Origin of the sequence: Nostoc sp. DedQUE08 (genome assembly GCF_034530895.1) — a bacterium.
GTDB lineage: Bacteria > Cyanobacteriota > Cyanobacteriia > Cyanobacteriales > Nostocaceae > Nostoc.
The window spans coordinates 44,062-64,965 of the sequence record NZ_JAVRCD010000047.1 but is presented as its reverse complement, the minus strand read 5'-3'; the positions used below and the strand labels follow the sequence as shown (position 1 = coordinate 64,965).

Genomic DNA, 20,904 nt, shown 5'->3' with positions numbered 1-20,904 from the left:
GATTCGCGAGTATGAAGAAACGACTCAGCAAGATGAGTAACCCTCTGGGGATTCAGGGTAACTGAAACTTTTTTTCCAACTTTAACCCTTGCTTTCGTGCGGGCATTTACCTTAGCTCAGTTTGTTAGAGATGCAAGATATCCAGCAATCGCATTTAAGGGGGTAGCTTTTGCTAACAAGTCTATACCCGTGGATTTAGGATTTTTGCCTTGTTCTATTAAATCAGCTTCTTTGTTAATATCCTCAGCAAACTGTCTTAGGCGCGTAATGAGTATGTGCCTTTGATGTTCAACTTTTTCTTGTAATTCTTTAGACATACTGGGGATTCACTCTAGTAAATAACGGTAAGTTGCTCTGACGATTTGGGCTAGCGTATAACTTGTATTGGAATCAAGCCGATTGTCTCCCAATAGCAACAAGATGATCTCTTCTTCAGCATCTAACTCTAGTTCTGCTTGGTCAGCGACGAAGAACTCGGCTGGCTGTACTTGTAGCCAGTTGCAAAGGGCTAAGAAGGTCTCCATATCAGGGGTACTGCCATTTTCTACTCTTGACAAAGTAGCCGTACTAACATTGCCAATTTCTGTGGAGGTTTCGCGCAGCCCTCTAGCGCCGCGTTTACTACGAACTAGTCCTGATAGGCGATTGGTATCCAAGCAGTAGATATTATTCATGTCGAAATTCTTCTTTATCGATGATATGAATTTTGCCTATCTAGTTGACAGTAGGCGTTTTTATTCAAATTAGTCAAAGCTTTAGCGGCGTTCATCCTTGATAAACAAGGCTTTCAGGGGAGAGCGTTTGCTTTATTTAGTCAAGAATTAGTCAAAGACAACTCTGGAGGGCTGGAAAGAGTGGGTGACGAGGGATTTGAACCCGCAACCAATAGATTAAGAGTCTACTGCTCTACCGTTGAGCTAGTCACCCGCACGAAAAACCATGATAGCAAACTTCTAACAGATTTGCCAGTGCTATGTCCAAAAAACGAATTAAAGGGGAAATTTGACGGTGAAGGTGGTTTGACCTGCTGCACTCTCTACATAAATTGAGCCGCCTAAATGTCTGACCATTTTCTGCACTAATGCCAATTCCAGCCCCGTGCCGCTATGTTTCCAAGGATCGTGTTTGGAAAGGTGATAAAAAGGTTCAAAAATCCGCGAGAGTTCGTTGCTGGTAAGCTCTATTCCCGAATTGGTAATATTAAGCTCGACTGCATCCCCGATCAACTGAGCAGAGACTGCGATCGCTTCCCCGGCAGGGGTGTATTTGCAGGCATGGTTGAGCAGTTCGGTGACAATCCGCTCCAAATCAGTGATATCTGTCTCTAAAGGCGGCAGCGCCCGATCGACAGTCAGGTTTAACTGCTGTCGCTGGCAGTTGGTGAGGTCTCGAAAAGACTCGATAATGGGATGAAGCCAGCTTTGAAAGTCAATGGCAATCAAGGTTGGGGGATCGGGTTCGGCTTCGAGATATGTGAGTGTGAGTAAGTCGTTAATTAACTTGCTTTCTCGCCCACACTCGTTATGCAGAATCTGCAAGAGTTGCGGCACTATTTCTATCTCTGATATTTCTGCTGGTGTGAGGACACTTTCGAGAGTTTGGACTGCAAGGCTGATGCTGGTTATTGGTGTGCGCAGTTCTTGGGATAAGGTTCTGAGAAATTGGTTTTTGAGCCGATCGCATTTTTCTAGTTCTTTTACCTGTGCCTGGTTTTGTTGGTAAAGCTGGGCTTGACGAATGGCGATCGCACATTCATTTGCTACCTGTTGCATTAGCTCAATTTCAAATTCGTCAAAAGCCTCTTGCGATCGTCTTGTCAGCCAAATATTTCCTAAAATCCCTTGAGTATCGAAAATTGGGCAAGCCATCTGGGACATAACTAGCAACTTTGGTTGCCATTCCGACACAATTTCCAAAAATTGCAATGGTTGTTTTTGCAACAGCGGCTGATAAACTTCAAGATAATCTGCAATCTGTTTAGTTAATCCTTGACATTGGGGCAAATTAATACTGTATTCGTAAGCAATAGTAACTAGAGTTTGACAGGTACTGTAGAGTTCAATTTGGCAACGCTCAAGGTTTAGTAACTTTGCTAATTCCTGGGTAAGTGTCTGCAATACCTGAGTTTGATCCAGACTGTCGCGGATTTGTTCTGTCATCCGTCGCACCAAGGCTTCAAAGTTTCGCACCTGCTGCAACTGACTGATGTGCTTTTGCTTTTGTAACTCCATCTTGGCTTTGAGATCCTGGAGTTGCTGATGAAGTTGTGCCTGTTGGACTGCAACGCCGATTTGAGTTGCCAACTGAAGAGTCAAGTCAGTTTCCGTTTGCTGCCATTGACGCGATTGGTGGCAATGCTGGGCAATCAATAGCCCCCACATATCTTGCTCTTGGAAAATTGGCACGACGAGATTGGCTCTGATCTGCAAAGATGTCAGGAAATCTATATGGCAAGGATGCAAGCCGGCTGCATAAATATCTTCGACAACTTGAATGCAACCTTGTCTGTAGTGTTCTGGATGTTTGCCACTGAAGCAGGGATCGGTGATGTTTTTGCCCAATAGGGGATCGCTGGTAGCTACAGTTGATTCGGCAATGATTACTCCACTACCATCAGTCTCGAAGCAATAAATCAACACGCGATCGCAATTCAAAAATTGCCGCAGTTCAATTGTAGTCTGATGCAGAATTGTCTCTAATTCTACAGATTGGTGAATCCGTCCAGCGATCGCTTCTAGCAGTTGCTCTCGTTCACCCTGAAGTCCAACTGCTTGTTCTGCTTGCTTTACAGAAGTAATATTGCTACTAGTACCAATCAATCGATAAACCTTGGAGTTAGCATCTTTTAGTGGCGTGAGAGTCGTACTCCACCAAGTGGGAACTCCCTGAAATTGCAAACATTGTTCGTAAGAAATAGTTGTGCCGAATTGCACGCAGTCAGCATAATGTTGACGCACCTTTGCAGCATCAATAGCAGAGAGAATATCCTCTGGTTTTTTGCCGCGAAGATCGTCTGAGCGAATCCCTATCCACCGTTCATGAGTGGGATTAAGTGCCACATATCGGAAATCTCCATCCTCCAAAACATCAACTACAAATATTGATGCCTGTACAGAATCGTACATGCTTAGTAGAAACTGCTCGCTACTACTTTTTTCATCTACTTCTGTGCCGAAAAGAATTTGAGGTGGTGATAATTTTGTCAACTCCATAGTTGATTCCACTGGATTTATATTCATGCGAGAGTCCCACTCTTGTATTACTGACTCTTCTAGGCGCTCTCTTGTCGTTAAGCTTGCAGTAGATGCACTTTAGCGCCTATAGCAAAGTATTGTCAGCCGTTGCTCATCGAAATTTTGATCTTTCTCTACTTCTTATCAGAAATCTAGGAAAGCTAATAGGAGTCAGCTTAACAAAATCCTGCTTTTTGAAGGTGAAAATACATTTGCAGGTGAGGGCAAATTTACTGCAATTTATTTTTAACAGTTTTTTAAGATTGTTGCATATATCTAAGTGCAAACCTAAATATATATCAATTAAGTTTATAATTCTTAATAAAAATGCGATTAATTGCGTCTGTGGCAACTTACAATCGCAATTTGTGAGCATTGATTCCTGTGAGGATACCAACTAGTAGCCACGTGATGCCTAATCCGATGACTTCACCTAAAAATAACTGGCTTAAGTAGCGCCAGATCGTTCCCACAGCAGAACCCACAGGGACAGCAACCGCCCAACTTGCCGCAGAGACGAATATCCATCGCCAAGCTACAGGCTGGGGAATTGCTAACGATTGTGCCAATCCAATCCCCAAGCCGCCAAGGGCACCATAAACCGCCCCTGACAGGATTCTCAAGGGAAGAATCTGAGTGCTAGGTACAATCCAACCCACAGCACCAATACCGATCGCAGTAATAATACTCCAACCCAAAAGACTTGACAAAATCCACCTGATACAACATATAGGTTGTTTGAGAAGACAACCTTGAGGAAGTGCGATCGCAATTGAGCCGATAGCCGCCTCTACCACTCCAACATCTGGCTTTTCGCCGACTTCAATTAGCAGTAAACTCAATAAAAATCCGCCAAAAGTAGCTAAAGTCCACAGCAATGTAAAGGCAAATCTAGTATTATTAGGCGCGAATGGCATCAAAGTTTCTTTGTTTGTAATAGTCTGACGGTTTTTGCATTAAACATCTCAAAAAAACCTTTGCGTCGCTGTTGGGGTGATTCCGGTACGATGTAACCCCACAGACTCTCCCAATAGAAAAAAGAGATACCATCAAAATTGCGATCGCGTACTACCTGAACCTGTTCTCTAACTTGTGCCATTTTTACCGGATTACCTACCGTTCCTGTTGATATCCCAATACCTACAGGAATTAGACTTTGAGCCAATTTTATCGATGGAAGTTCTAGTTGAGCGATAAAAGACTTTTTGTCATGTCGATACACCTGCAAAATTAACTCATTAACTAAACCTTTTTTTACCCAATTTTCCCAATCTTGCAAATAGTATTTATAAGCAAAAGCTTGATAGTTAGGAGACAGAGATATTTTGATTTTGGGCTTAACTGCTTTCACAGCTTGATAGATTTCTGCCATGAAATCAGTAATTTTATCTGCCCGCCACCGCATCCATTCTGGGTTAAAAGGGTCATTAGGGGGACTTTTGCCTTGATGTTCTTGCTGGTAGAGTTCAATAGTGAAGCGATCGTAACCGAACTGTACAGGCATCCCAAAATGGTCATCAAGTTGAATACCATCCACATCATAATCCCTGACTACTTCTAAAATTAACCCTTGGATAAACTCTTGTACTTGTGGATGTAAGGGATTTAACCAAGCTTGTTTAGTGATTAAAAGATTGTCGATTTCTTCTGGTGGAGCATCTTGAATAGAGTTTATACCTTCTTGTCCAATTGTCAACCAGTCAGGATAACGCCTTGCTAATTGTGAATAATGTGGTGTCATGAACCCGTATTCAAACCAGGGAATAACTCTCAAATCTTTATTTTTGGCAAGTGTGATTATTTTTGCTAAAACATCCTGTCCACCGTGCATGAAGTTAAGCAAAGGTTGAGTTTCTGAACCTGTAGTTATTTTAGCTACAGCACTTTTATAAAAAGTATGTCCTCGGTTCCAAACTACAGGATAAATCGTATTAAAGTTGAGAGTCGATAATTGATTTATGGCACGGTTAATACCCCAAGGTAAAAATAGTACACCACTAGCAACATTAGTCAGCCAAACGCCGCGAATTTCTGTAGTTAAAGGACTGGTTTTTTGGGAATAAACTGGCAGTGAAGAGGGTAAAAAAACTGTTAAATTGACTACTAATCCCAAACACAGCAAGTAAGCAACACAACGGCGAGCAACCCGATTCATTTGTAAGCGTGACCTAGTGCGATCGGAATATATATATAACTACAAAATAAAGTTGCAATCCTCCGGATAATGTAAAGGAATGATGATTCAGAATTCAAAATTCAGAAGTCAGAATTCAGAAGTCAGGAGTCAGAATATTTGAAATAATACGGAGCCAGTTTTGGTTAAGAATATACTTGAGGATACCAAAACCTAATAAATTCTAAATCCAAACTCCTTAACTCCTAACTCAATACAATTCAAAGCGCTACTTGTACAAAATTGTGGGTTTTTGAGACGCGATAAATCGCCGTCTCTACAAGTGTTTTGGTTTTATCCTGTATTGACTCCTGACTCCTGTTAGCGGTAGCGGGGCGTTTAGCCCATTCTGACTCCTGAATTCTTTCTTTTTAAAATCTTTCTACACCTTCAAATCGCTTGAGTGCTGATGTATTTGCTGCTTCACCACAAGTTCGTGGTGTGGGGAATATCTTTTCAGGATTTGCTAACCCTTTAGGATTAAAAACTTGTCGCACCCATTGCATAGTTTCTAAATCAACTTGGCTAAACATCTGTGGCATATAGCACTTTTTCTCTTCACCGATGCCATGTTCGCCAGAAATACTACCACCGACTTGGACGCAAAGTTTGAGAATTTTTCCACCCATTTCTTCTACTTGCTCTAATGCACCAGACACAGAATTATCATAAAGAATTAGCGGATGAAGATTGCCATCGCCAGCATGAAACACATTAGCAACACGATAACCGTATTGTTTACTTAACGCCTCAATTTCATGTAAAACATAAGGTAACTGAGTCCGGGGAATTACACCATCTTGCACATAATAATCTGGGCTTAAATGCCCAGCCGCAGCAAAAGCAGCTTTGCGTCCTTTCCATAATTTCAAACGAGTTTCTGGGTCAGTAGCAGAAGTGACATTCCGCGCCCCATTCTTTTTACAAATTTCGGTAACTCGCTGCTTATTTCCTGCAACTTCCACTTCTAAACCGTCAATTTCTATTAGTAAAATAGCTGTTGCATCGCGGGGATAACAATTAGTTGCGACAACATCTTCAACTGCATTGATGCTGAAGTTGTCCATCATTTCCATACCACCAGGAATAATGCCAGCGCTGATGATGTCAGAAACAGTTGCCCCGGCAGCTTCAATACTAGTAAAATCTGCCAACAGCACACAAATTGATTCTGCACTTTTGAGAATTCGCAACGTAATTTCTGTGGCAATTCCTAAAGTACCTTCGGAACCAACAAAAACACCTGTTAAATCATAACCAGGCATTTCTGGAATTTGTCCACCTATATCGATAATTTCCCCTTCTGGCGTGACAATTTTTAATCCTAAAACGTGGTTAGTAGTAACGCCGTATTTAAGACAATGTACGCCACCAGAATTTTCGGCAATGTTGCCCCCAATAGAGCAGATAATTTGACTAGAAGGGTCAGGAGCATAGTAAAATCCAGCACCACTAACAGCTTGTGTTACCCAACTATTAATCACCCCTGGTTGTACAACAGTCCGTTGATTTTCTAAATCAATGCTGAGGATTTGCCGCATTAAGGAAGTAACAATTAAAACAGAATCTTCTAATGGTAAAGCGCCGCCAGATAGACCAGTACCAGAGCCACGTGCGATGAAGGGTATAGAATATTGATTGCATATCTTCACAACTTGGGCAACTTGTTCTGTAGTTTTGGGTAACACCACCACAGCCGGACGTTGGCGATAGCCAGTTAAACCATCACATTCATAGGTAATGAGTTCTTCGCGGCGTTGCACCACACCATTTTTGCCAAGGACAGCCTCGAATGCTTTGAGAATGGGTTTCCAGTTGCGTTGTTTTTTATCTTGGGTAAGCATAGTTTTTTAAAGTTCAAGGTAGATGTTGCAGGCTGGTTAGTATAGCTGTAATTACTATTGTTGCAAGAATAGCAGTCAAAAGTGAGTAAAAGCGATGTGTGACGACAAACCGCTTTGCGTCTATGCCTTTGATGTAGAGTAAGTGCGATCGCATGATTTGAGTACAGAAGGTGCGATGTCTCTTAACAAAGATATTTTTTCTAAGTCTAAATACTCATTCTATCCCTAGCTTTGTTCCATCCTAATGTGCGCTCTACACATAAACTGCTGGTGACAAGCTGCTTCCTAAATATGGAGTAAGAACACAGATTCTATAGGCTGAGATAGCGATATCACTTATCTTCAGCTTATACCTAAGTAGCACTGATAGTTTCATGGATTAGTAAATTAATTTTCCTATTTTGTCAATGTAGTGGTCTTGCTTACCAAGCTTAACTTCTGCCAGCCCTTCTGAAAATTCATTAGCACTATCAAACTGGGGTTGGATGACCAACTGCCCAATCTTGTCAATGTAACCCCACTTGTCCCCAATATTCACTGCTGCTAGCCCTTCGGAAAATTTTAAAGCCACATCAAACATCGGTTCAATGACTACTCCTCCACTCTTGTCAATATAGGCAAACTTGTAGTCAAATTTATAGCCCATATTTACTGCTGCAAGACCTTCGGAAAAAATTCCTTGCGATAGTAGTGCATGATCTTCAAACTGAGGTGGAATAACTAGTTGTCCAACTCTATTGATATAGCCCCACTTGTCATTGATTTTGACCATTGCCAACCCTTCGTAAAAATCCCAAGACTCATCAAATTGAGGTTGAATGACTAATTGCCCGATTTTGTCAGTATAGCCCCATTTATCATTGATTTTGACAGCTGCTATTCCTTCAGAAAAACTTCCAGCTTCATCAAATTGGGGTTGAATTACTAATTTATCACTTTTGTCAATATAGCCCCACTTGCCATTGATTTTGACAACTGCTATTCCTTCAGAGAATCCCAAAGTTTCATCAAATTTGGGTGAGATAACTAGTTGCCCACTTTTGTCTATATAGCCACATTTACCAGCTATCAAGACTTCTGCCAGTCCTTCATAAAAGTTACTAGCAAATTTAAATTGGGGTAAGATAATTAGCTGCCCGATCTTGTTGATATAACCATAGCTAAACTCGCTGCCAATCTTTACTAATGCTAACCCTTGATAAAATTGCCAAGCTTTATCAAATTGGGGTTGAATGATTACCTTTCCTGTCTTATTAATATAACCATACTTTTCGCCAATCTTAATTGGTTTTGGTGATGATTCAGGAGATGGTGCAAGCCTTAAACCAGAGTGGTTTAAGGCTTGCATTGCCTCATTGGCATTTTTATAACGTTGGTGGAAATCACGTCGCACCATTTTTGTCAAAAAGTCTGCTAGCCCATCACTAACTTGAGCACAGTCGCGCCATATTAATTCCAGAGTCTTAGATTTTGGTAGTTGTTGTGGGGGTAATCCAGTTAAAGCTTGGATTGCTGTAACTCCCAAAGCATAGATATCACTACATAGCTGAGGATGCCCTTCCCATTGCTCATTCGGCATATAACCACGAGTACCAATGGCCATCGTGGTGCTAATTTTTCCTTGACTATTAATTCCTGAAGTGCTGATTTCTTTAATTGTCCCAAAGTCAATCAGGACAAGTTTATTATCTGAATACCGCCGCATCAAATTTAATGGCTTGATATCTCGATGAATCACATTCTGTTCGTGGACAAAAGCTAGCACCTCTAAAATATCTTGTAAAAGTTGAATCACATCAGCTTCACTCCACGGTTTTCCTGAAGTGATTTCATTACTCAGATCATGCCCATCAATGTATTCTTGGATTAGATAAAATTCTTTATATTCATCTAAAAAGTCATAAAGTTGGGGAATTTGGAGGTGTTCCTTACCCAATGTGAATAGAATTGCTGCTTCTTTTTTGAACCTTTCTACAGTATCTATATCTGGAGTTTGGGGTTTGGTCAACCGCTTGATAACGCACTTATACTTAGGAGTAACAGGTAAATCCTGCGGGTATTCAGCTAGATAGGTTTCCCCAAATCCACCCGCTCCTAATTTTTGGATAATTTTGTAACGCTGTCGCAGTATGTATCCAATCATTATGCTAATGTTACAGACCTTTATCTGTAGATTTTGACACAACCTAACCGTTATTGTAGGTAAACGACTACGCACTCTCTCATCCCCAATCAACTAACCTAGAAATAACGCTCTCAAATACTGGATAAAATCATGGTTCAGCAAGTTCTAATCAATGATGATGATTACTATGTGCCAGATGCCAACCAGCTAGTCACTGAAGATGATACACCTGTGGACAATTTTGCTTCTGAAAAACAACAACGCCTCTTAGTTGGTTCTCTTTACAGTTCTCTACAGCAGCAAAGTTTGTTAGCAGCAGCGAATGTTGGTATCTACCATACAGACGGTCAACCCGCAATTGTACCCGACGTTTTTCTCAGCTTAGATGTGCAAGTACCTCAAAATTGGTGGGAAAAACAAAATCGCTGTTATATGGTTTGGCGTTTTGGCAAACCTCCAGAAGTCGTGATTGAAATTGTCTCTAATAAAGAAGGTGATGAACTGGGCAAAAAACTGAAAATTTATGAACAAATGCGGGCTAGCTACTACATCGTATATGACCAGAATCAGCAATTAGGAGAAAAAGTCTTGCGCGTTTATGAGCTTAGAGGAAGGCGCTACTTTGAAACTTCCGAAAATTGGTTAGAACAAGTTGGTTTAGGTGTAACTTTGTGGGAAGGAAAATTTGAAGATAGACAAGATACTTGGTTACGCTGGTGCTACCAAGATGGTAATGTTTTATCGACTGGAGATGAACGCGCTTCCCTAGCCGAACAACGCGCCCAAATCCTAGCAGATAGATTACGGGCTATGGGTGTAGATCCTGATACTCTCTAGAAGACTTGCTGTAAAGACGCAAAGTTAAGTTTTTTACGTCTTTACATGAGCAAAAATTTATCACGAACTTGTGCAAATTTTAAACTTATTTATACGATGCCAAACCTTCTCTAATAAATCAGGATCATCGGCATCAAACCATTCAATTTGTGGATAGGCTCGAAACCAAGTACGCTGTCGCTTGGCAAATTGCCGCGTATGCAAAATTGTTAATTCTTTCGCTTCATCTAAGGAAATAGCCCCAGCCAAATATTGTTTAATTTCTTGATAGCCCAAAGTATTCAACAAAGACAAATCAGCGCCATATTTTTGACAAAGATACTCCACTTCAGCAACCAAACCATTTGCTATCATTTGCTCAGTACGCTGTTGAATACGAGCAAGCAACTTTTCAACATCGCAATCTAAACCAATTTGCAAAATCGGATAATTGGGCGGATTCTCCCCTTGCTGTTCTGAAATCGGATATCCAGTAACATAATATACCTCTAATGCTCTTAAAGTTCGTACTAAATCATTACCATGAATTTTTTGTGCTGCAACTGGGTCAAGTTGTTGTAACATTGCGTAGAGTTGTGGTTGACCGAGAGATTCAAGCTGCGATCGCAATTCCATTTGTGGTGCAACTCTCGGAATTTGCATCCCTTGGACAATCGAACGTATATATAAACCAGTGCCACCAACTAGAAACAGTGGTGTAACGCCAACAGAAGCAATTAAGGCTTGTGTTTGCTGCTGATAGTCTGATACTGTCATCATATCTGCTGGATTGCAGATATCTATTAAATAGTGTGGCACCAATCTTTGTTCAGCTACAGTTGGTTTAGCTGTCCCAATATCAAACTCACGGTAAACTTGACGAGAATCAGCACTGAGAATTACAGAACCCAAACGCATCGCCAAAGCCAAAGCCAAACCCGATTTACCCGTTGCCGTTGCTCCACAAATCACAATTAATTTAGTCATTAGTCATTTGTCATTTGTCATTTGCTATGGGACATTGGGCATTGGGCATTGGGCATTGGGCATTGGGCATTGGGCATTGGGCATTGGGCATTAGACAATAATTAATAGTTCTTCTCCCCCTGCTCCCCCAGCCCCTCTGCTCCCCTGCTCCCCTGCTCCTCTGCTCCCCTGCCCTCTTCCACGGTACTGCAACCCCAGTATAAACTTCTCTTGAAAATGCCCTACAGACGCCAGCAAGGCTTTTGTGTTACAATTTTGGAGTGTTTTTACTTTTATTTGCCTTTCGGCGATTTTAAACCCACGCATCAGGAGAGTTTACATGACGAGCAGTTACAGTGCCGATCAGATTCAAGTTCTGGAAGGTCTGGAAGCCGTCCGCAAAAGACCAGGAATGTACATCGGTACCACTGGGCCGCGAGGACTCCACCATTTAGTTTACGAGGTGGTGGACAATTCAATCGATGAGGCTTTGGCGGGTCATTGCACTCATATAGAAGTGGATATCAACGCTGATGGTTCGGTGACTGTAACAGATGATGGTCGCGGTATTCCCGTAGATACTCACTCGCGTACCGGGAAATCGGCTTTGGAAACCGTAATGACGGTACTGCACGCTGGTGGTAAGTTTGGCGGTGGTGGTTACAAAGTTTCGGGAGGATTGCACGGGGTTGGTATTTCTGTTGTTAATGCCTTATCTGAAGTTGTAGAAGTTACGGTTTGGCGAGATAAAAAGGTTCATCTTCAGCGCTATGAACGTGGTGTCCCAGTTAGTGAACTGCAAGTCAAGCCTTACAAAGAAGCTAGAACTGGAACTTCTGTTACTTTTAAGCCGGATGTCCAAATATTCACTACTAGCATTGAGTTTGATTACATCACTTTATCAGGTCGCCTACGGGAATTGGCGTATCTGAATGCAGGTGTCAAAATTACTTTTACTGACCACCGTTTAGAACTACTAAAAAGCGATACAGCCAAGGTAGAAACCTACGAGTACAAGGGTGGGATCAAAGAGTACATTGCGTACATGAACCGCGAGAAGCAACCGCTGCATGAAGAAATTATCTATGTGCAGGGGGAACGGAACAATGTACAAGTGGAAGTTTCTTTGCAGTGGTGTACTGATGCTTACACGGATAATGTACTAGGTTTTGCTAACAATATTCGCACGGTGGATGGTGGTACGCACTTAGAAGGGTTAAAAGCAGTTCTGACTCGGACATTAAATGCGATCGCCCGCAAGCGCAATAAAATTAAAGAGAATGAACCTAACCTCAGTGGCGAACACGTCCGCGAAGGTTTGACTGCGGTAATTTCCGTGAAAGTCCCCGATCCCGAATTTGAAGGACAAACTAAGACTAAACTCGGTAACACCGAAGTTCGCGGTATTGTGGATTCCTTGGTGGGAGAAGTCCTCACTGAGTACCTAGAATTTCACCCCAGTGTTGCTGATTCAATTTTAGATAAAGCTATCCAAGCTTTCAAAGCCGCAGAAGCCGCGCGTCATGCACGGGAATTAGTCAGACGCAAATCTGTACTGGAATCTTCACCATTACCCGGTAAATTGGCAGATTGTAGTTCTCGTGACCCTGGCGAATCCGAGATATTCATCGTAGAAGGGGACTCAGCCGGCGGGAGTGCCAAACAAGGACGCGATCGCCGCACTCAAGCTATCTTGCCTCTACGTGGTAAAATTCTCAACATTGAAAAAACCGACGACGCTAAAATTTATAAAAATAACGAAGTTCAAGCGTTAATTACAGCCCTCGGTTTAGGTGTCAAAGGTGATGAATTCGATTCCACCCAACTGCGCTATCACCGGATAGTCATCATGACTGATGCTGACGTAGATGGAGCGCACATTCGGACTTTGTTGTTAACATTCTTCTATCGATATCAGCGATCGCTCATCGAACAAGGCTTTATTTATATTGCTTGTCCCCCACTGTATAAAGTAGAACGTGGACGTAATCATGAGTACTGCTATAGCGATCGCGAAAAAAATCAAGCGATCGCCAAATTTCCGGCTAACGCCAACTATACCATCCAACGCTTCAAAGGTTTGGGTGAAATGATGCCACAACAACTCTGGGACACCACCATGAACCCAGAAACTCGTAAAATGAAGCAAGTCGAAATTGAGGATGCCGCCGAAGCCGATCGCATCTTCACAATTTTAATGGGCGATCGAGTCGCACCCAGACGAGAATTCATCGAAACCTATGGCTCTAAACTCAACTTCACCGATCTAGATATCTAAGTACCAGCAGTCCGAAATCATTTGTAAAAAACAAGATCCCCGATTTCTCAAATAAATCGGGGATCTTTAGCTTTCAAGTATTGCTTGACATTACTGCAACACAGCGCAAGGGACGTAGGAGAGGGACTGGGGGAGAGATCAAAATAGCACTCGTCGAACTCACGTATTTTAGTAAAGACTTGATATCCAAAATTTTATAAAAACTACCTCTTTTGGTTGATGACAAATTATGTATTTTAGAAAAAATTCGGATTAATATTTTTCCCACTACAAATTATGTCGTTAGATGAGTGACTATATTCACAAATTCATTAACTATTGTTAATAATTCCTTATTAACTGGATTCTACACAAAGCTATGAAAGTGAGCAAAAGCATAGTAGGAACATTGTTCAATATTATTGGCATCGGTAGCTTAGTTGCTCTGTCTGCCTGCGCTCAACCTGTTGTAGAAACTCCTACAGCAACTGTCCCTTCAACAACTGTCTTGCCCGTCACGCCAACTCCTACTCCTACTATTGCCACCCAAAATTTAGCAGAATTGGCAAAGTCAGCAGCTAGTCAAGGACAGTTTAAAACTCTTATCCAAGCAGTGCAAGCTGCCGGATTAACTGAACAATTGGCGACACCAGGCCCTTATACAGTATTTGCACCTACTGACGCTGCTTTCTCTGCTTTACCAAAAGCTACTCTAGACCAACTCTTACAACCAGCAAACAAACAACAATTAGTCAAGCTTCTGTCCTACCACCTCATACCTGGAGGAATTACCTCGCAGCAATTGACATCTGGAGAAGTTAAAACAGTTGAGGGTAGTCCGGTTAAAATCGCAGTCGATCGTGCCAGCAACTCAATCACAGTCAACAACGCTAAGGTGACTCAGCCAGACATCCCAGCTAGCAACGGCATCGTTCATGTAGTCGATCGGGTACTTGTGCCACCTAATTTTCCTGCAAGTCTAAACACCACCCCAACACCACGCTAATTCTGCAAAGTTCATAGTCTCCAGTTTTCAACTTTGAAAGCCATTGTGATTTTGAATTAATCTCTAATAATCAATAAAAAAAATTAAGTTGACTTGTCATACAAGTAATAGGCTTTACTACAAAAACTACATAAATTTCATTTTTTCGCTTGCAAATTCATATAATTTACCAATTGTCAATATTGTCAAAACAATCAATGCTCAATTGTTAGCAAAACTACCAACTTTATTGGAAAGTTAGTCCAGATAATACTCTTTGCTCTGACTCGCTGATTAATTTGAACCACTAGCTAGAAACACATTTGTTATGCTTTAAGGAAATAACTAAATATCATCTATCCAACAGCAATTAATAAGTATTTTGAGGATTTCTCATTATCAGATGACAAAAAATTACCGAAATAAAAGTATTGAAATTTACAATTAATTTACGTAAAAAGTCCTTGTAACTAAATCATCAGGTAATCTGCTGGGTTCTCTGTGTTCGAGGTAATAGCTGTTGAAAGTACACACCAGAAGGCTGAAAACTTGTTAATATCTTCATGTAGTGCTGTGGCGATCGCGATCGTCTTGTATGTATCTAATGTACTTTTGCCTAAGAGTAAGACAAGATTGGCAAGTTCGCAGGACAAATTGTTTTTGAATTGATTAAAATATCCTTGTATACAATAAAAAAAGTTTGTCAAGTTTCATAGGGCTGAAATCACCACAGTGCGCTAACGTGTGAATAAGACCAAATTAGTAAACCTAAATCGATCTGCGATCGCATCGATTCTGCCACCGCCTCAACTCCTCAGTTAAGGTAGTTAGTACGCAAAAGGTTAACTGCTTTCAGGCAAACACCACCGTTGTTGTATTTACCCAAGGACAATACCCGTTTTAGTCTAAGGGATGCTTAATTTATGAAGGAAATGTAAAAATGGTTAGGTTAAGAGGAATAGTCTGAGTTAACATATAATTCACTCTTTCTCAGTAATTAATGTTGTGTAAAATACATGAAATTCGGCATAAGCAAGCGTACTTACTTCGTAATGTAATAAGAGCGTCACTGCAATTCCGAAAAGTAGAGAAAAAATTTCCGGGTATAAATCCCGTTTTCAATGTCTTTTTGGTGAAAGTAGCTAAAAGTTGCTTAATGAATTCATGATTAATACACAAAAAGAGTGCAATTTCTGTGAAACAGGCTACAATCGGAAGAGTCTTTATACAAAAATCTGCCAACAGTATGAACTCATTTGTATAGAGTGGTAAATTTTTTGATAAAGGCGAGTCTTTCTTTTGACCAGTTAGTTGAAAGCAATATGTGATAGCAACACATATAACATTTACTAAAGTGAGCAAGTCACCTTTAGTAGTTGCTTAAACTAAAGTAAAAACCCTCCTACCGGAGGTCTAAAATTTCCGAAAATATCTCTGGCAAATCTGCCAAAAAGCTTATTTTCGGTTGGCAATTGGCTCGTTTAAAAGAGCAGTAAACACATCTTGAGTAATTGATTCTGCAAGGAGCATGAGGAACGCGGCATGAACCAGGCTAACAACGTACTCGAAAGCATATATCAGCCTGACCTAGAAATAATGAATCAGCCTGAGCTCGAGTTAGAAGAACTCTTAATAGACGATGAAGAGGACTTGCTGATCGTAGATGAAGGTGACGAGGAATTTTTAGAGCCTCAGTCTGATGAGGACGACGCAAAGTCTGGAAAAGCCGCTAAATCGCGTCGTCGGACACAAAGCAAGAAAAAGCACTATACAGAAGATTCAATTCGGCTTTACTTGCAAGAAATTGGTAGAATTCGTCTGTTGCGGGCAGACGAAGAAATTGAATTGGCGCGGAAAATAGCCGATTTGCTGGAATTAGAGAGAGTACGCGAAAGACTCTCGGAGCAATTAGATCGCGATCCTCGAGATAGTGAATGGGCAGAAGCAGTACAACTGCCACTACCAGCCTTTCGTTATCGCCTCCATGTTGGTCGTCGGGCCAAAGACAAGATGGTGCAATCTAACCTCCGTCTTGTAGTTTCAATTGCTAAGAAATACATGAATCGTGGTTTGTCGTTCCAGGACTTAATTCAGGAAGGCAGTCTCGGTTTGATTCGTGCCGCTGAAAAGTTTGACCACGAAAAAGGTTATAAGTTTTCTACATACGCTACATGGTGGATTCGTCAAGCAATTACCCGCGCGATCGCAGATCAATCTCGCACAATTCGGCTTCCAGTTCACCTTTACGAAACCATTTCTCGGATTAAGAAAACTACCAAGTTACTATCTCAAGAAATGGGTCGCAAACCCACCGAAGAAGAAATCGCCACTCGTATGGAAATGACCATTGAGAAGTTGCGGTTTATTGCGAAATCTGCCCAGTTACCAATTTCATTAGAAACGCCAATTGGTAAAGAAGAAGATTCTCGGTTGGGCGATTTTATTGAATCCGATGGTGAGACACCAGAAGACCAAGTTTCCAAAAATCTTCTGCGCGAAGACCTTGAAAAAGTCCTCGACAGTCTCAGCCCACGCGAACGCGACGTTCTCAGACTGCGTTACGGTTTGGATGATGGTCGGATGAAGACCCTTGAGGAAATCGGACAGATTTTCAACGTCACCCGCGAACGGATTCGTCAAATTGAGGCGAAAGCACTCCGCAAGTTACGCCATCCAAATCGTAACAGCGTTCTCAAGGAATATATTCGGTAGTCAATTAGTCATTAGTCATTAGTCATTAGTCATTGGTCATTAGTGAATAAGCAAATGACAAATGACAACTGACAAATGACAAAAAAATAAAACCTGGTAGTGAATTAGCACTCCAGGTTTTTTTATTTATAGGTCATCTTAAATATTAAAACTTATTATAGGATGCCCCAAAAATGTAGAAAGCCTTGACCAGAAAAAAGCTCAACCAAAACGGCTGCTAAAAAGCCAATCATTGCCAAGCGACCGTTCCAAATTTCTGCTTGTGGGGTAAAGCCCCAACGCCAAGCGTTGCGATCTTCAATTACGGGAGTAGTGACTTTTGTTGTGGTTGCATTTGTCATGGTTAGAACTCCAAATTCAATTTTTAATGTTTATTGCCTTATGTAAACTAATATAACAAATATTTTCATAAAGGCAACATTTTTTATATTTTTGTTTCCATAGCTTGACATAAATATAAATAGCTATTTATACAGACTAAAACATCAGCCTTCAGTAAGAGTTTCTGAGATAGAGAAATGTTATTCAGACTTTTAGCTTGATAAAAATCTCATTAATTTAGTTAAATTGCTTGATTTTCAATATATTTTGCCTTTTAAAATAAAAAAATTATTGAGAATTTAAGTTACTACCAGACAATTTCCATTTCTTTTGCAGTCGAGACCAAACCAAGCTTCTCGTAGATATGTTTACTATCCTCAGTGGTGTGAAGCCAGAGGCGTTTTGCCTCAGTTGCTCTCACAAAGCTGATAATTTCCTTTAATAATGCTGTTGCAATTCCGTGTCCTCGCCACATCGGAATCGTATAAACGTTCTGTAGCCTTCTAAGCCTGAGAGATTGCGATTGTAAGGGGGCCGTTGAAAAAATACCAAGCCGTTAGTGGCAACAATTTGACTATCCACTTCAGCTACCCAAGCTAAAAACTCACCCGTCGGCATTTTTTCGCCAAGATATCTTCGAGTTGCTTTTGCTAGGTTTGTGGTGTCAGAATTACCTTTAATTTCGCCAGCTTCCCGCAGGAGTTCGAGACGCATTTGGATTAGCGCCTCTAAATCCTGCAAGTTGGCTTGTCGCAAGTTGAACATCACCTTAATTTACGATCGCACTTCCGCCACGGTGATGATTTTTTCATCGCGGTTGAGTTGGAGGATGCTTTCACCTTTGACATCTCTACCTAAGAGCGGCACTGTTTCCACAGGTATCCGTACGACCCGCTCCTTATTCGTTACTAAAGCTATCTCGCCAGATGCGATCGCCATCACCATACCAGCTAAGTTGTCAGTTTTGCTAGCAAATTTCAGCGCTTGCGTGCCTAAATCACCGCGATTAGCCGCTCTTAACTGACTCGCAGCCATCCGCTTGGCATATCCTTCTTGAGTAACTAGCAACAGTTGGTCATCTTTACCGACAGTGACACAGCCAACCATTTGCTGATTTCTCAATAGTCGAAATGCTTGTAAACCCATTGCTGTGCGTCCCATGACCGGCAATTGTTCATCATTGACTGCAAAGCGCAACATTCGCCCACCGGAACTAGCTAAAATCAGATGCTCCCCTGGAGCGGTGAACTGGGTGAATGACAATTCATCATCATCTTTGAGCTTCAAAATTGTGATTCCGCGCCGAGTCAGGTTAGTCAATTCTCCCAGAGACAGACGCTTAATTCTTCCCTGTTTTGTTAGGAGAATCATCTGCCTATTTTCGAAGTTTTCCGGCAGTAAAAAGCGGCTGACCACAGCTTCTTGAGTGCCTTGAGCAGTACTACTGAGCATAGCGATCAAAGGTTTTCCCCGTGGAGAACGCCCAGTCGTTAGGGGAATTTCTCCGACATTCACCGGATACACTTTGCCACCACCAGTTAGTATTAGCAAGTCTTTCCCTGTGTCGGTCAACACAGTTTGGATAATGAAGTCATGATCGTGTAGACCATTTTCAGCTTTTGACTTTCTCCCAGATGCCTGGGTGCGGCGAACATAACCTCGTTGAGTAAATTCTAAAATAGCTTCCTCTACTGGTTCAGAAGATTTAAGTTCCTCCTCCTCTGCGCCTCTGCCCCTCTGCTCCTCTGCCCTAGACTTTTGCTCCTCTGCAATTTTCGTGCGTCGGGGATCGCTGTACTTACGCTTGAGCGATCGCAAATCTTTTTTCAGCGCCTTCAATAATTCGCGGCGATCGTTGAGTAATTGCTCCAATAAACTAATTTGTTCGCTGATCTGCTCAAATTCCTGCTGCAAATTTTGCTGTTCTAAACTAGTGAGGCGACGCAACGGCATAGCTAGAATTGCATCTCCTTGTACCTCACTCAAATCCAGTCGGCTACAAAGGTTAATTTTTGCCGTACTCCCATCGGGAGCTTGGCGCAAAATTTGAATTACCTCATCCAAATTAGACAGCGCTTTCAGCAAACCTTCTACCAAATGCACGCGACTTTGGGCCTTACCCAACTCGTAATTGTAGCGACGGTTCAGCGTTTCTTCTCGGAATCTCAAAAACTCCTGCAACAGTTGACGCAAACTTAACTGGCGGGGTTGTCCATCCACTATTGCCAGCAGAATCGCCCCAAAAGTCATTTGTAAAGCAGTTTGGTGATATAAATTCTGGAGAACTTCTTGGGGATTGGTATCGCGTTTGAGTTCAATTACCACCCGCATACCTTCGCGATCGCTCTCATCTCGAAGATCGGAAATTCCTTGCAAGCGTCCTTGATTTACTAAGTCCGCTACCTTCTCAATCCAGGCAGCCTTATTCACTTGATAAGGCAATTCTGTAATGATAATTGCCGTCCGGCGCTTGTTTCCCCTAGCTGCTGGAATTTCCTCTAGAGTTGCGACTCCCCGCAGCAGAATTCCACCTTTACCAGTGGTGTACGCTTCCCGAATTCCAGCTTCACCAACTATTTCCCCACCAGTGGGAAAATCTGGCCCTGGAATTAGCTCAAATAATTTTTCATCTGGCAAATCTGGGTTGTCGATTAAAGCAATTAACCCATCGACAACTTCCCCCAAATTGTGGGGTGGTACATTTGTCGCCATTCCCACGGCAATACCAGAACAGCCATTGAGTAACAGAAACGGCAACTGAGCAGGTAACACCGTTGGTTCTTGCTGGGAATTATCAAAGTTCCCGACAAATTCCACAGTTTCTTCACCAATTTCTGTCAGCATTCCCTCATGGCTGATCGGTGCGAGGCGCGTTTCTGTGTAACGCATCGCCGCTGGCGGGTCATTATCGACGCTGCCAAAGTTACCGTGTCCTGCCAGCAAGGGATAGCGGCTAGAAAAATCCTGCACCAGCCTAACTAAAGCATCGTAAACTGATTGGTCGCCGTGGGGATGGTATTTACCCAACACATCACCCACTACACGGGCACATTTTCGATAGGGTCTATCTGGTACTAAACCGAGTTCGTGCATTGCATACAAAATGCGCCGATGCACTGGTTTTAAGCCATCACGCACGTCTGGTAGCGCTCGCCCGACAATCACGCTCATGGCATATTCTAGATAAGACCGTTGCATCTCGGTGTGCAGGGCTGTTGGAATTACCTGTCCCGTTGAGAGAAGGTTTAACTGTTTTGCCATGAGTTTTTTCCCTGAAATTTAACTACACAAAAACCGATGGAACTCAACACTGCGGCAACCACAGCATAACGGATGAAATGAGATTCATAACAAAATTTTGATAGTCACAGAAGAAAAAGCAGTACTATCATCCTTGATGACGAAGATGCACTTGACTATTAAAAAGGATGCACACGAGTATAATCTACATAAACTTAGTAGCCATGATACT

At 41.9% G+C, this 20,904-nt stretch carries 17 protein-coding genes and 1 tRNA gene; 4 read left to right on the top strand and 14 right to left on the bottom strand.

The features are described from left to right. Positions 1 to 116: 116 nt before the first annotated feature. From RMY64_RS26420 to RMY64_RS26385, 8 genes are all read right to left on the bottom strand, one after another. Positions 117 to 317 (bottom strand): hypothetical protein, encoded by a 201-nt coding sequence (locus RMY64_RS26420; protein ID WP_322701559.1) that lies wholly within the window; start codon positions 315 to 317, stop codon positions 117 to 119. A 9-nt stretch (positions 318 to 326) separates the two neighbouring features. Beyond that, complete coding sequence (locus RMY64_RS26415; RefSeq protein WP_322701558.1) at positions 327 to 674, bottom strand: helix-turn-helix transcriptional regulator; 348 nt, start codon at positions 672 to 674, stop codon at positions 327 to 329. A 181-nt stretch (positions 675 to 855) separates the two neighbouring features. Further along, positions 856 to 927: transfer RNA gene (locus RMY64_RS26410), tRNA-Lys, on the bottom strand. 62 nt (positions 928 to 989) lie between these two features. Then, complete coding sequence (locus tag RMY64_RS26405; protein WP_322682589.1) at positions 990 to 3,239, bottom strand: GAF domain-containing protein; 2,250 nt, start codon at positions 3,237 to 3,239, stop codon at positions 990 to 992. A gap of 347 nt (positions 3,240 to 3,586) precedes the next feature. After that, positions 3,587 to 4,150 carry a hypothetical protein gene (locus RMY64_RS26400; protein ID WP_322701557.1) on the bottom strand — a complete coding sequence of 188 codons (564 nt, stop codon included), beginning with the start codon at positions 4,148 to 4,150 and terminating at the stop codon, positions 3,587 to 3,589. Then, positions 4,150 to 5,388, bottom strand: a complete 1,239-nt coding sequence (locus tag RMY64_RS26395; protein WP_322701556.1) for a glycoside hydrolase family 10 protein — start codon at positions 5,386 to 5,388, stop codon at positions 4,150 to 4,152. Before RMY64_RS26395 ends, RMY64_RS26400 begins: the two co-directional genes overlap by 1 nt. Positions 5,389 to 5,777: 389 nt before the next feature. Then, positions 5,778 to 7,250, bottom strand: a complete 1,473-nt coding sequence (glcD, locus tag RMY64_RS26390; RefSeq protein ID WP_322701555.1) for a glycolate oxidase subunit GlcD — start codon at positions 7,248 to 7,250, stop codon at positions 5,778 to 5,780. 379 nt (positions 7,251 to 7,629) lie between these two features. Next, positions 7,630 to 9,393 carry a WG repeat-containing protein gene (locus RMY64_RS26385; RefSeq protein WP_322669470.1) on the bottom strand — a complete coding sequence of 588 codons (1,764 nt, stop codon included), beginning with the start codon at positions 9,391 to 9,393 and terminating at the stop codon, positions 7,630 to 7,632. Positions 9,394 to 9,525: 132 nt separating this feature from the next. Here RMY64_RS26385 and RMY64_RS26380 point away from each other — a divergent pair, with 132 nt between their 5' ends. Beyond that, positions 9,526 to 10,212: a Uma2 family endonuclease gene (locus tag RMY64_RS26380; protein WP_322669471.1), complete on the top strand. Its 687-nt coding sequence runs from the start codon at positions 9,526 to 9,528 to the stop codon at positions 10,210 to 10,212. Positions 10,213 to 10,272: 60 nt separating this feature from the next. Here RMY64_RS26380 and miaA read toward each other — a convergent pair whose 3' ends face one another. Then, positions 10,273 to 11,178: a tRNA (adenosine(37)-N6)-dimethylallyltransferase MiaA gene (gene miaA / locus RMY64_RS26375; protein ID WP_322701554.1), complete on the bottom strand. Its 906-nt coding sequence runs from the start codon at positions 11,176 to 11,178 to the stop codon at positions 10,273 to 10,275. 319 nt (positions 11,179 to 11,497) lie between these two features. On the opposite strand from miaA, the gene gyrB reads away from it, so the two are divergent. Both gyrB and RMY64_RS26365 read left to right on the top strand, forming a co-directional pair. Further along, complete coding sequence (gyrB, locus tag RMY64_RS26370; RefSeq protein WP_322669473.1) at positions 11,498 to 13,435, top strand: DNA topoisomerase (ATP-hydrolyzing) subunit B; 1,938 nt, start codon at positions 11,498 to 11,500, stop codon at positions 13,433 to 13,435. 358 nt (positions 13,436 to 13,793) lie between these two features. Then, a complete protein-coding gene (locus RMY64_RS26365) occupies positions 13,794 to 14,420 on the top strand; it encodes a fasciclin domain-containing protein (RefSeq protein WP_322669474.1) in 627 nt (208 codons plus the stop codon). Between the two features lie 449 nt (positions 14,421 to 14,869). Here the strand turns inward: RMY64_RS26365 and RMY64_RS26360 are convergent, their stop codons facing one another. Continuing rightward, the gene (locus RMY64_RS26360; protein ID WP_322669475.1) at positions 14,870 to 15,052 is read right to left on the bottom strand and encodes a hypothetical protein; all 183 of its coding nucleotides are present in this window, start codon (positions 15,050 to 15,052) and stop codon (positions 14,870 to 14,872) included. Between the two features lie 889 nt (positions 15,053 to 15,941). Here RMY64_RS26360 and rpoD point away from each other — a divergent pair. Continuing rightward, positions 15,942 to 17,111 (top strand): RNA polymerase sigma factor RpoD, encoded by a 1,170-nt coding sequence (gene rpoD, locus RMY64_RS26355; RefSeq protein ID WP_322669476.1) that lies wholly within the window; start codon positions 15,942 to 15,944, stop codon positions 17,109 to 17,111. Positions 17,112 to 17,266: 155 nt separating this feature from the next. On the opposite strand, the gene RMY64_RS26350 is transcribed toward rpoD, so the two are convergent. The 4 genes from RMY64_RS26350 to gyrA all read right to left on the bottom strand — a co-directional run bounded on the left by RMY64_RS26350 (position 17,267) and on the right by gyrA (position 20,693). Beyond that, on the bottom strand, positions 17,267 to 17,452 hold the full coding sequence (locus RMY64_RS26350; RefSeq protein ID WP_109009401.1) for a chlorophyll a/b-binding protein: 186 nt from the start codon (positions 17,450 to 17,452) through the stop codon (positions 17,267 to 17,269). A gap of 287 nt (positions 17,453 to 17,739) precedes the next feature. Then, the gene (locus RMY64_RS36910) at positions 17,740 to 17,907 is read right to left on the bottom strand and encodes a GNAT family N-acetyltransferase (RefSeq protein WP_416211778.1); all 168 of its coding nucleotides are present in this window, start codon (positions 17,905 to 17,907) and stop codon (positions 17,740 to 17,742) included. Next, positions 17,871 to 18,197: a hypothetical protein gene (locus RMY64_RS26345; protein ID WP_322669478.1), complete on the bottom strand. Its 327-nt coding sequence runs from the start codon at positions 18,195 to 18,197 to the stop codon at positions 17,871 to 17,873. The genes RMY64_RS36910 and RMY64_RS26345 overlap by 37 nt, the downstream gene beginning before the upstream one ends. Positions 18,198 to 18,206: 9 nt before the next feature. Continuing rightward, positions 18,207 to 20,693 (bottom strand): DNA gyrase subunit A, encoded by a 2,487-nt coding sequence (gyrA, locus tag RMY64_RS26340; protein ID WP_322701553.1) that lies wholly within the window; start codon positions 20,691 to 20,693, stop codon positions 18,207 to 18,209. Between the last annotated feature and the right edge of the window lie 211 nt (positions 20,694 to 20,904).

Coding starts and splice junctions, on each gene's coding strand:
- RMY64_RS36910 (WP_416211778.1), bottom strand. CDS start 17,907: ATGTGGCGAGGACACGGAATTGCAACAGCATTATTAAAGGAAATTATC.
- RMY64_RS26405 (WP_322682589.1), bottom strand. CDS start 3,239: ATGAATATAAATCCAGTGGAATCAACTATGGAGTTGACAAAATTATCA.
- rpoD (WP_322669476.1), top strand. CDS start 15,942: ATGAACCAGGCTAACAACGTACTCGAAAGCATATATCAGCCTGACCTA.
- gyrB (WP_322669473.1), top strand. CDS start 11,498: ATGACGAGCAGTTACAGTGCCGATCAGATTCAAGTTCTGGAAGGTCTG.
- RMY64_RS26380 (WP_322669471.1), top strand. CDS start 9,526: ATGGTTCAGCAAGTTCTAATCAATGATGATGATTACTATGTGCCAGAT.
- RMY64_RS26345 (WP_322669478.1), bottom strand. CDS start 18,197: ATGTTCAACTTGCGACAAGCCAACTTGCAGGATTTAGAGGCGCTAATC.
- gyrA (WP_322701553.1), bottom strand. CDS start 20,693: ATGGCAAAACAGTTAAACCTTCTCTCAACGGGACAGGTAATTCCAACA.
- glcD (WP_322701555.1), bottom strand. CDS start 7,250: ATGCTTACCCAAGATAAAAAACAACGCAACTGGAAACCCATTCTCAAA.
- RMY64_RS26415 (WP_322701558.1), bottom strand. CDS start 674: ATGAATAATATCTACTGCTTGGATACCAATCGCCTATCAGGACTAGTT.
- RMY64_RS26395 (WP_322701556.1), bottom strand. CDS start 5,388: ATGAATCGGGTTGCTCGCCGTTGTGTTGCTTACTTGCTGTGTTTGGGA.
- RMY64_RS26400 (WP_322701557.1), bottom strand. CDS start 4,150: ATGCCATTCGCGCCTAATAATACTAGATTTGCCTTTACATTGCTGTGG.
- miaA (WP_322701554.1), bottom strand. CDS start 11,178: ATGACTAAATTAATTGTGATTTGTGGAGCAACGGCAACGGGTAAATCG.
- RMY64_RS26365 (WP_322669474.1), top strand. CDS start 13,794: ATGAAAGTGAGCAAAAGCATAGTAGGAACATTGTTCAATATTATTGGC.
- RMY64_RS26385 (WP_322669470.1), bottom strand. CDS start 9,393: ATGATTGGATACATACTGCGACAGCGTTACAAAATTATCCAAAAATTA.
- RMY64_RS26350 (WP_109009401.1), bottom strand. CDS start 17,452: ATGACAAATGCAACCACAACAAAAGTCACTACTCCCGTAATTGAAGAT.
- RMY64_RS26420 (WP_322701559.1), bottom strand. CDS start 317: ATGTCTAAAGAATTACAAGAAAAAGTTGAACATCAAAGGCACATACTC.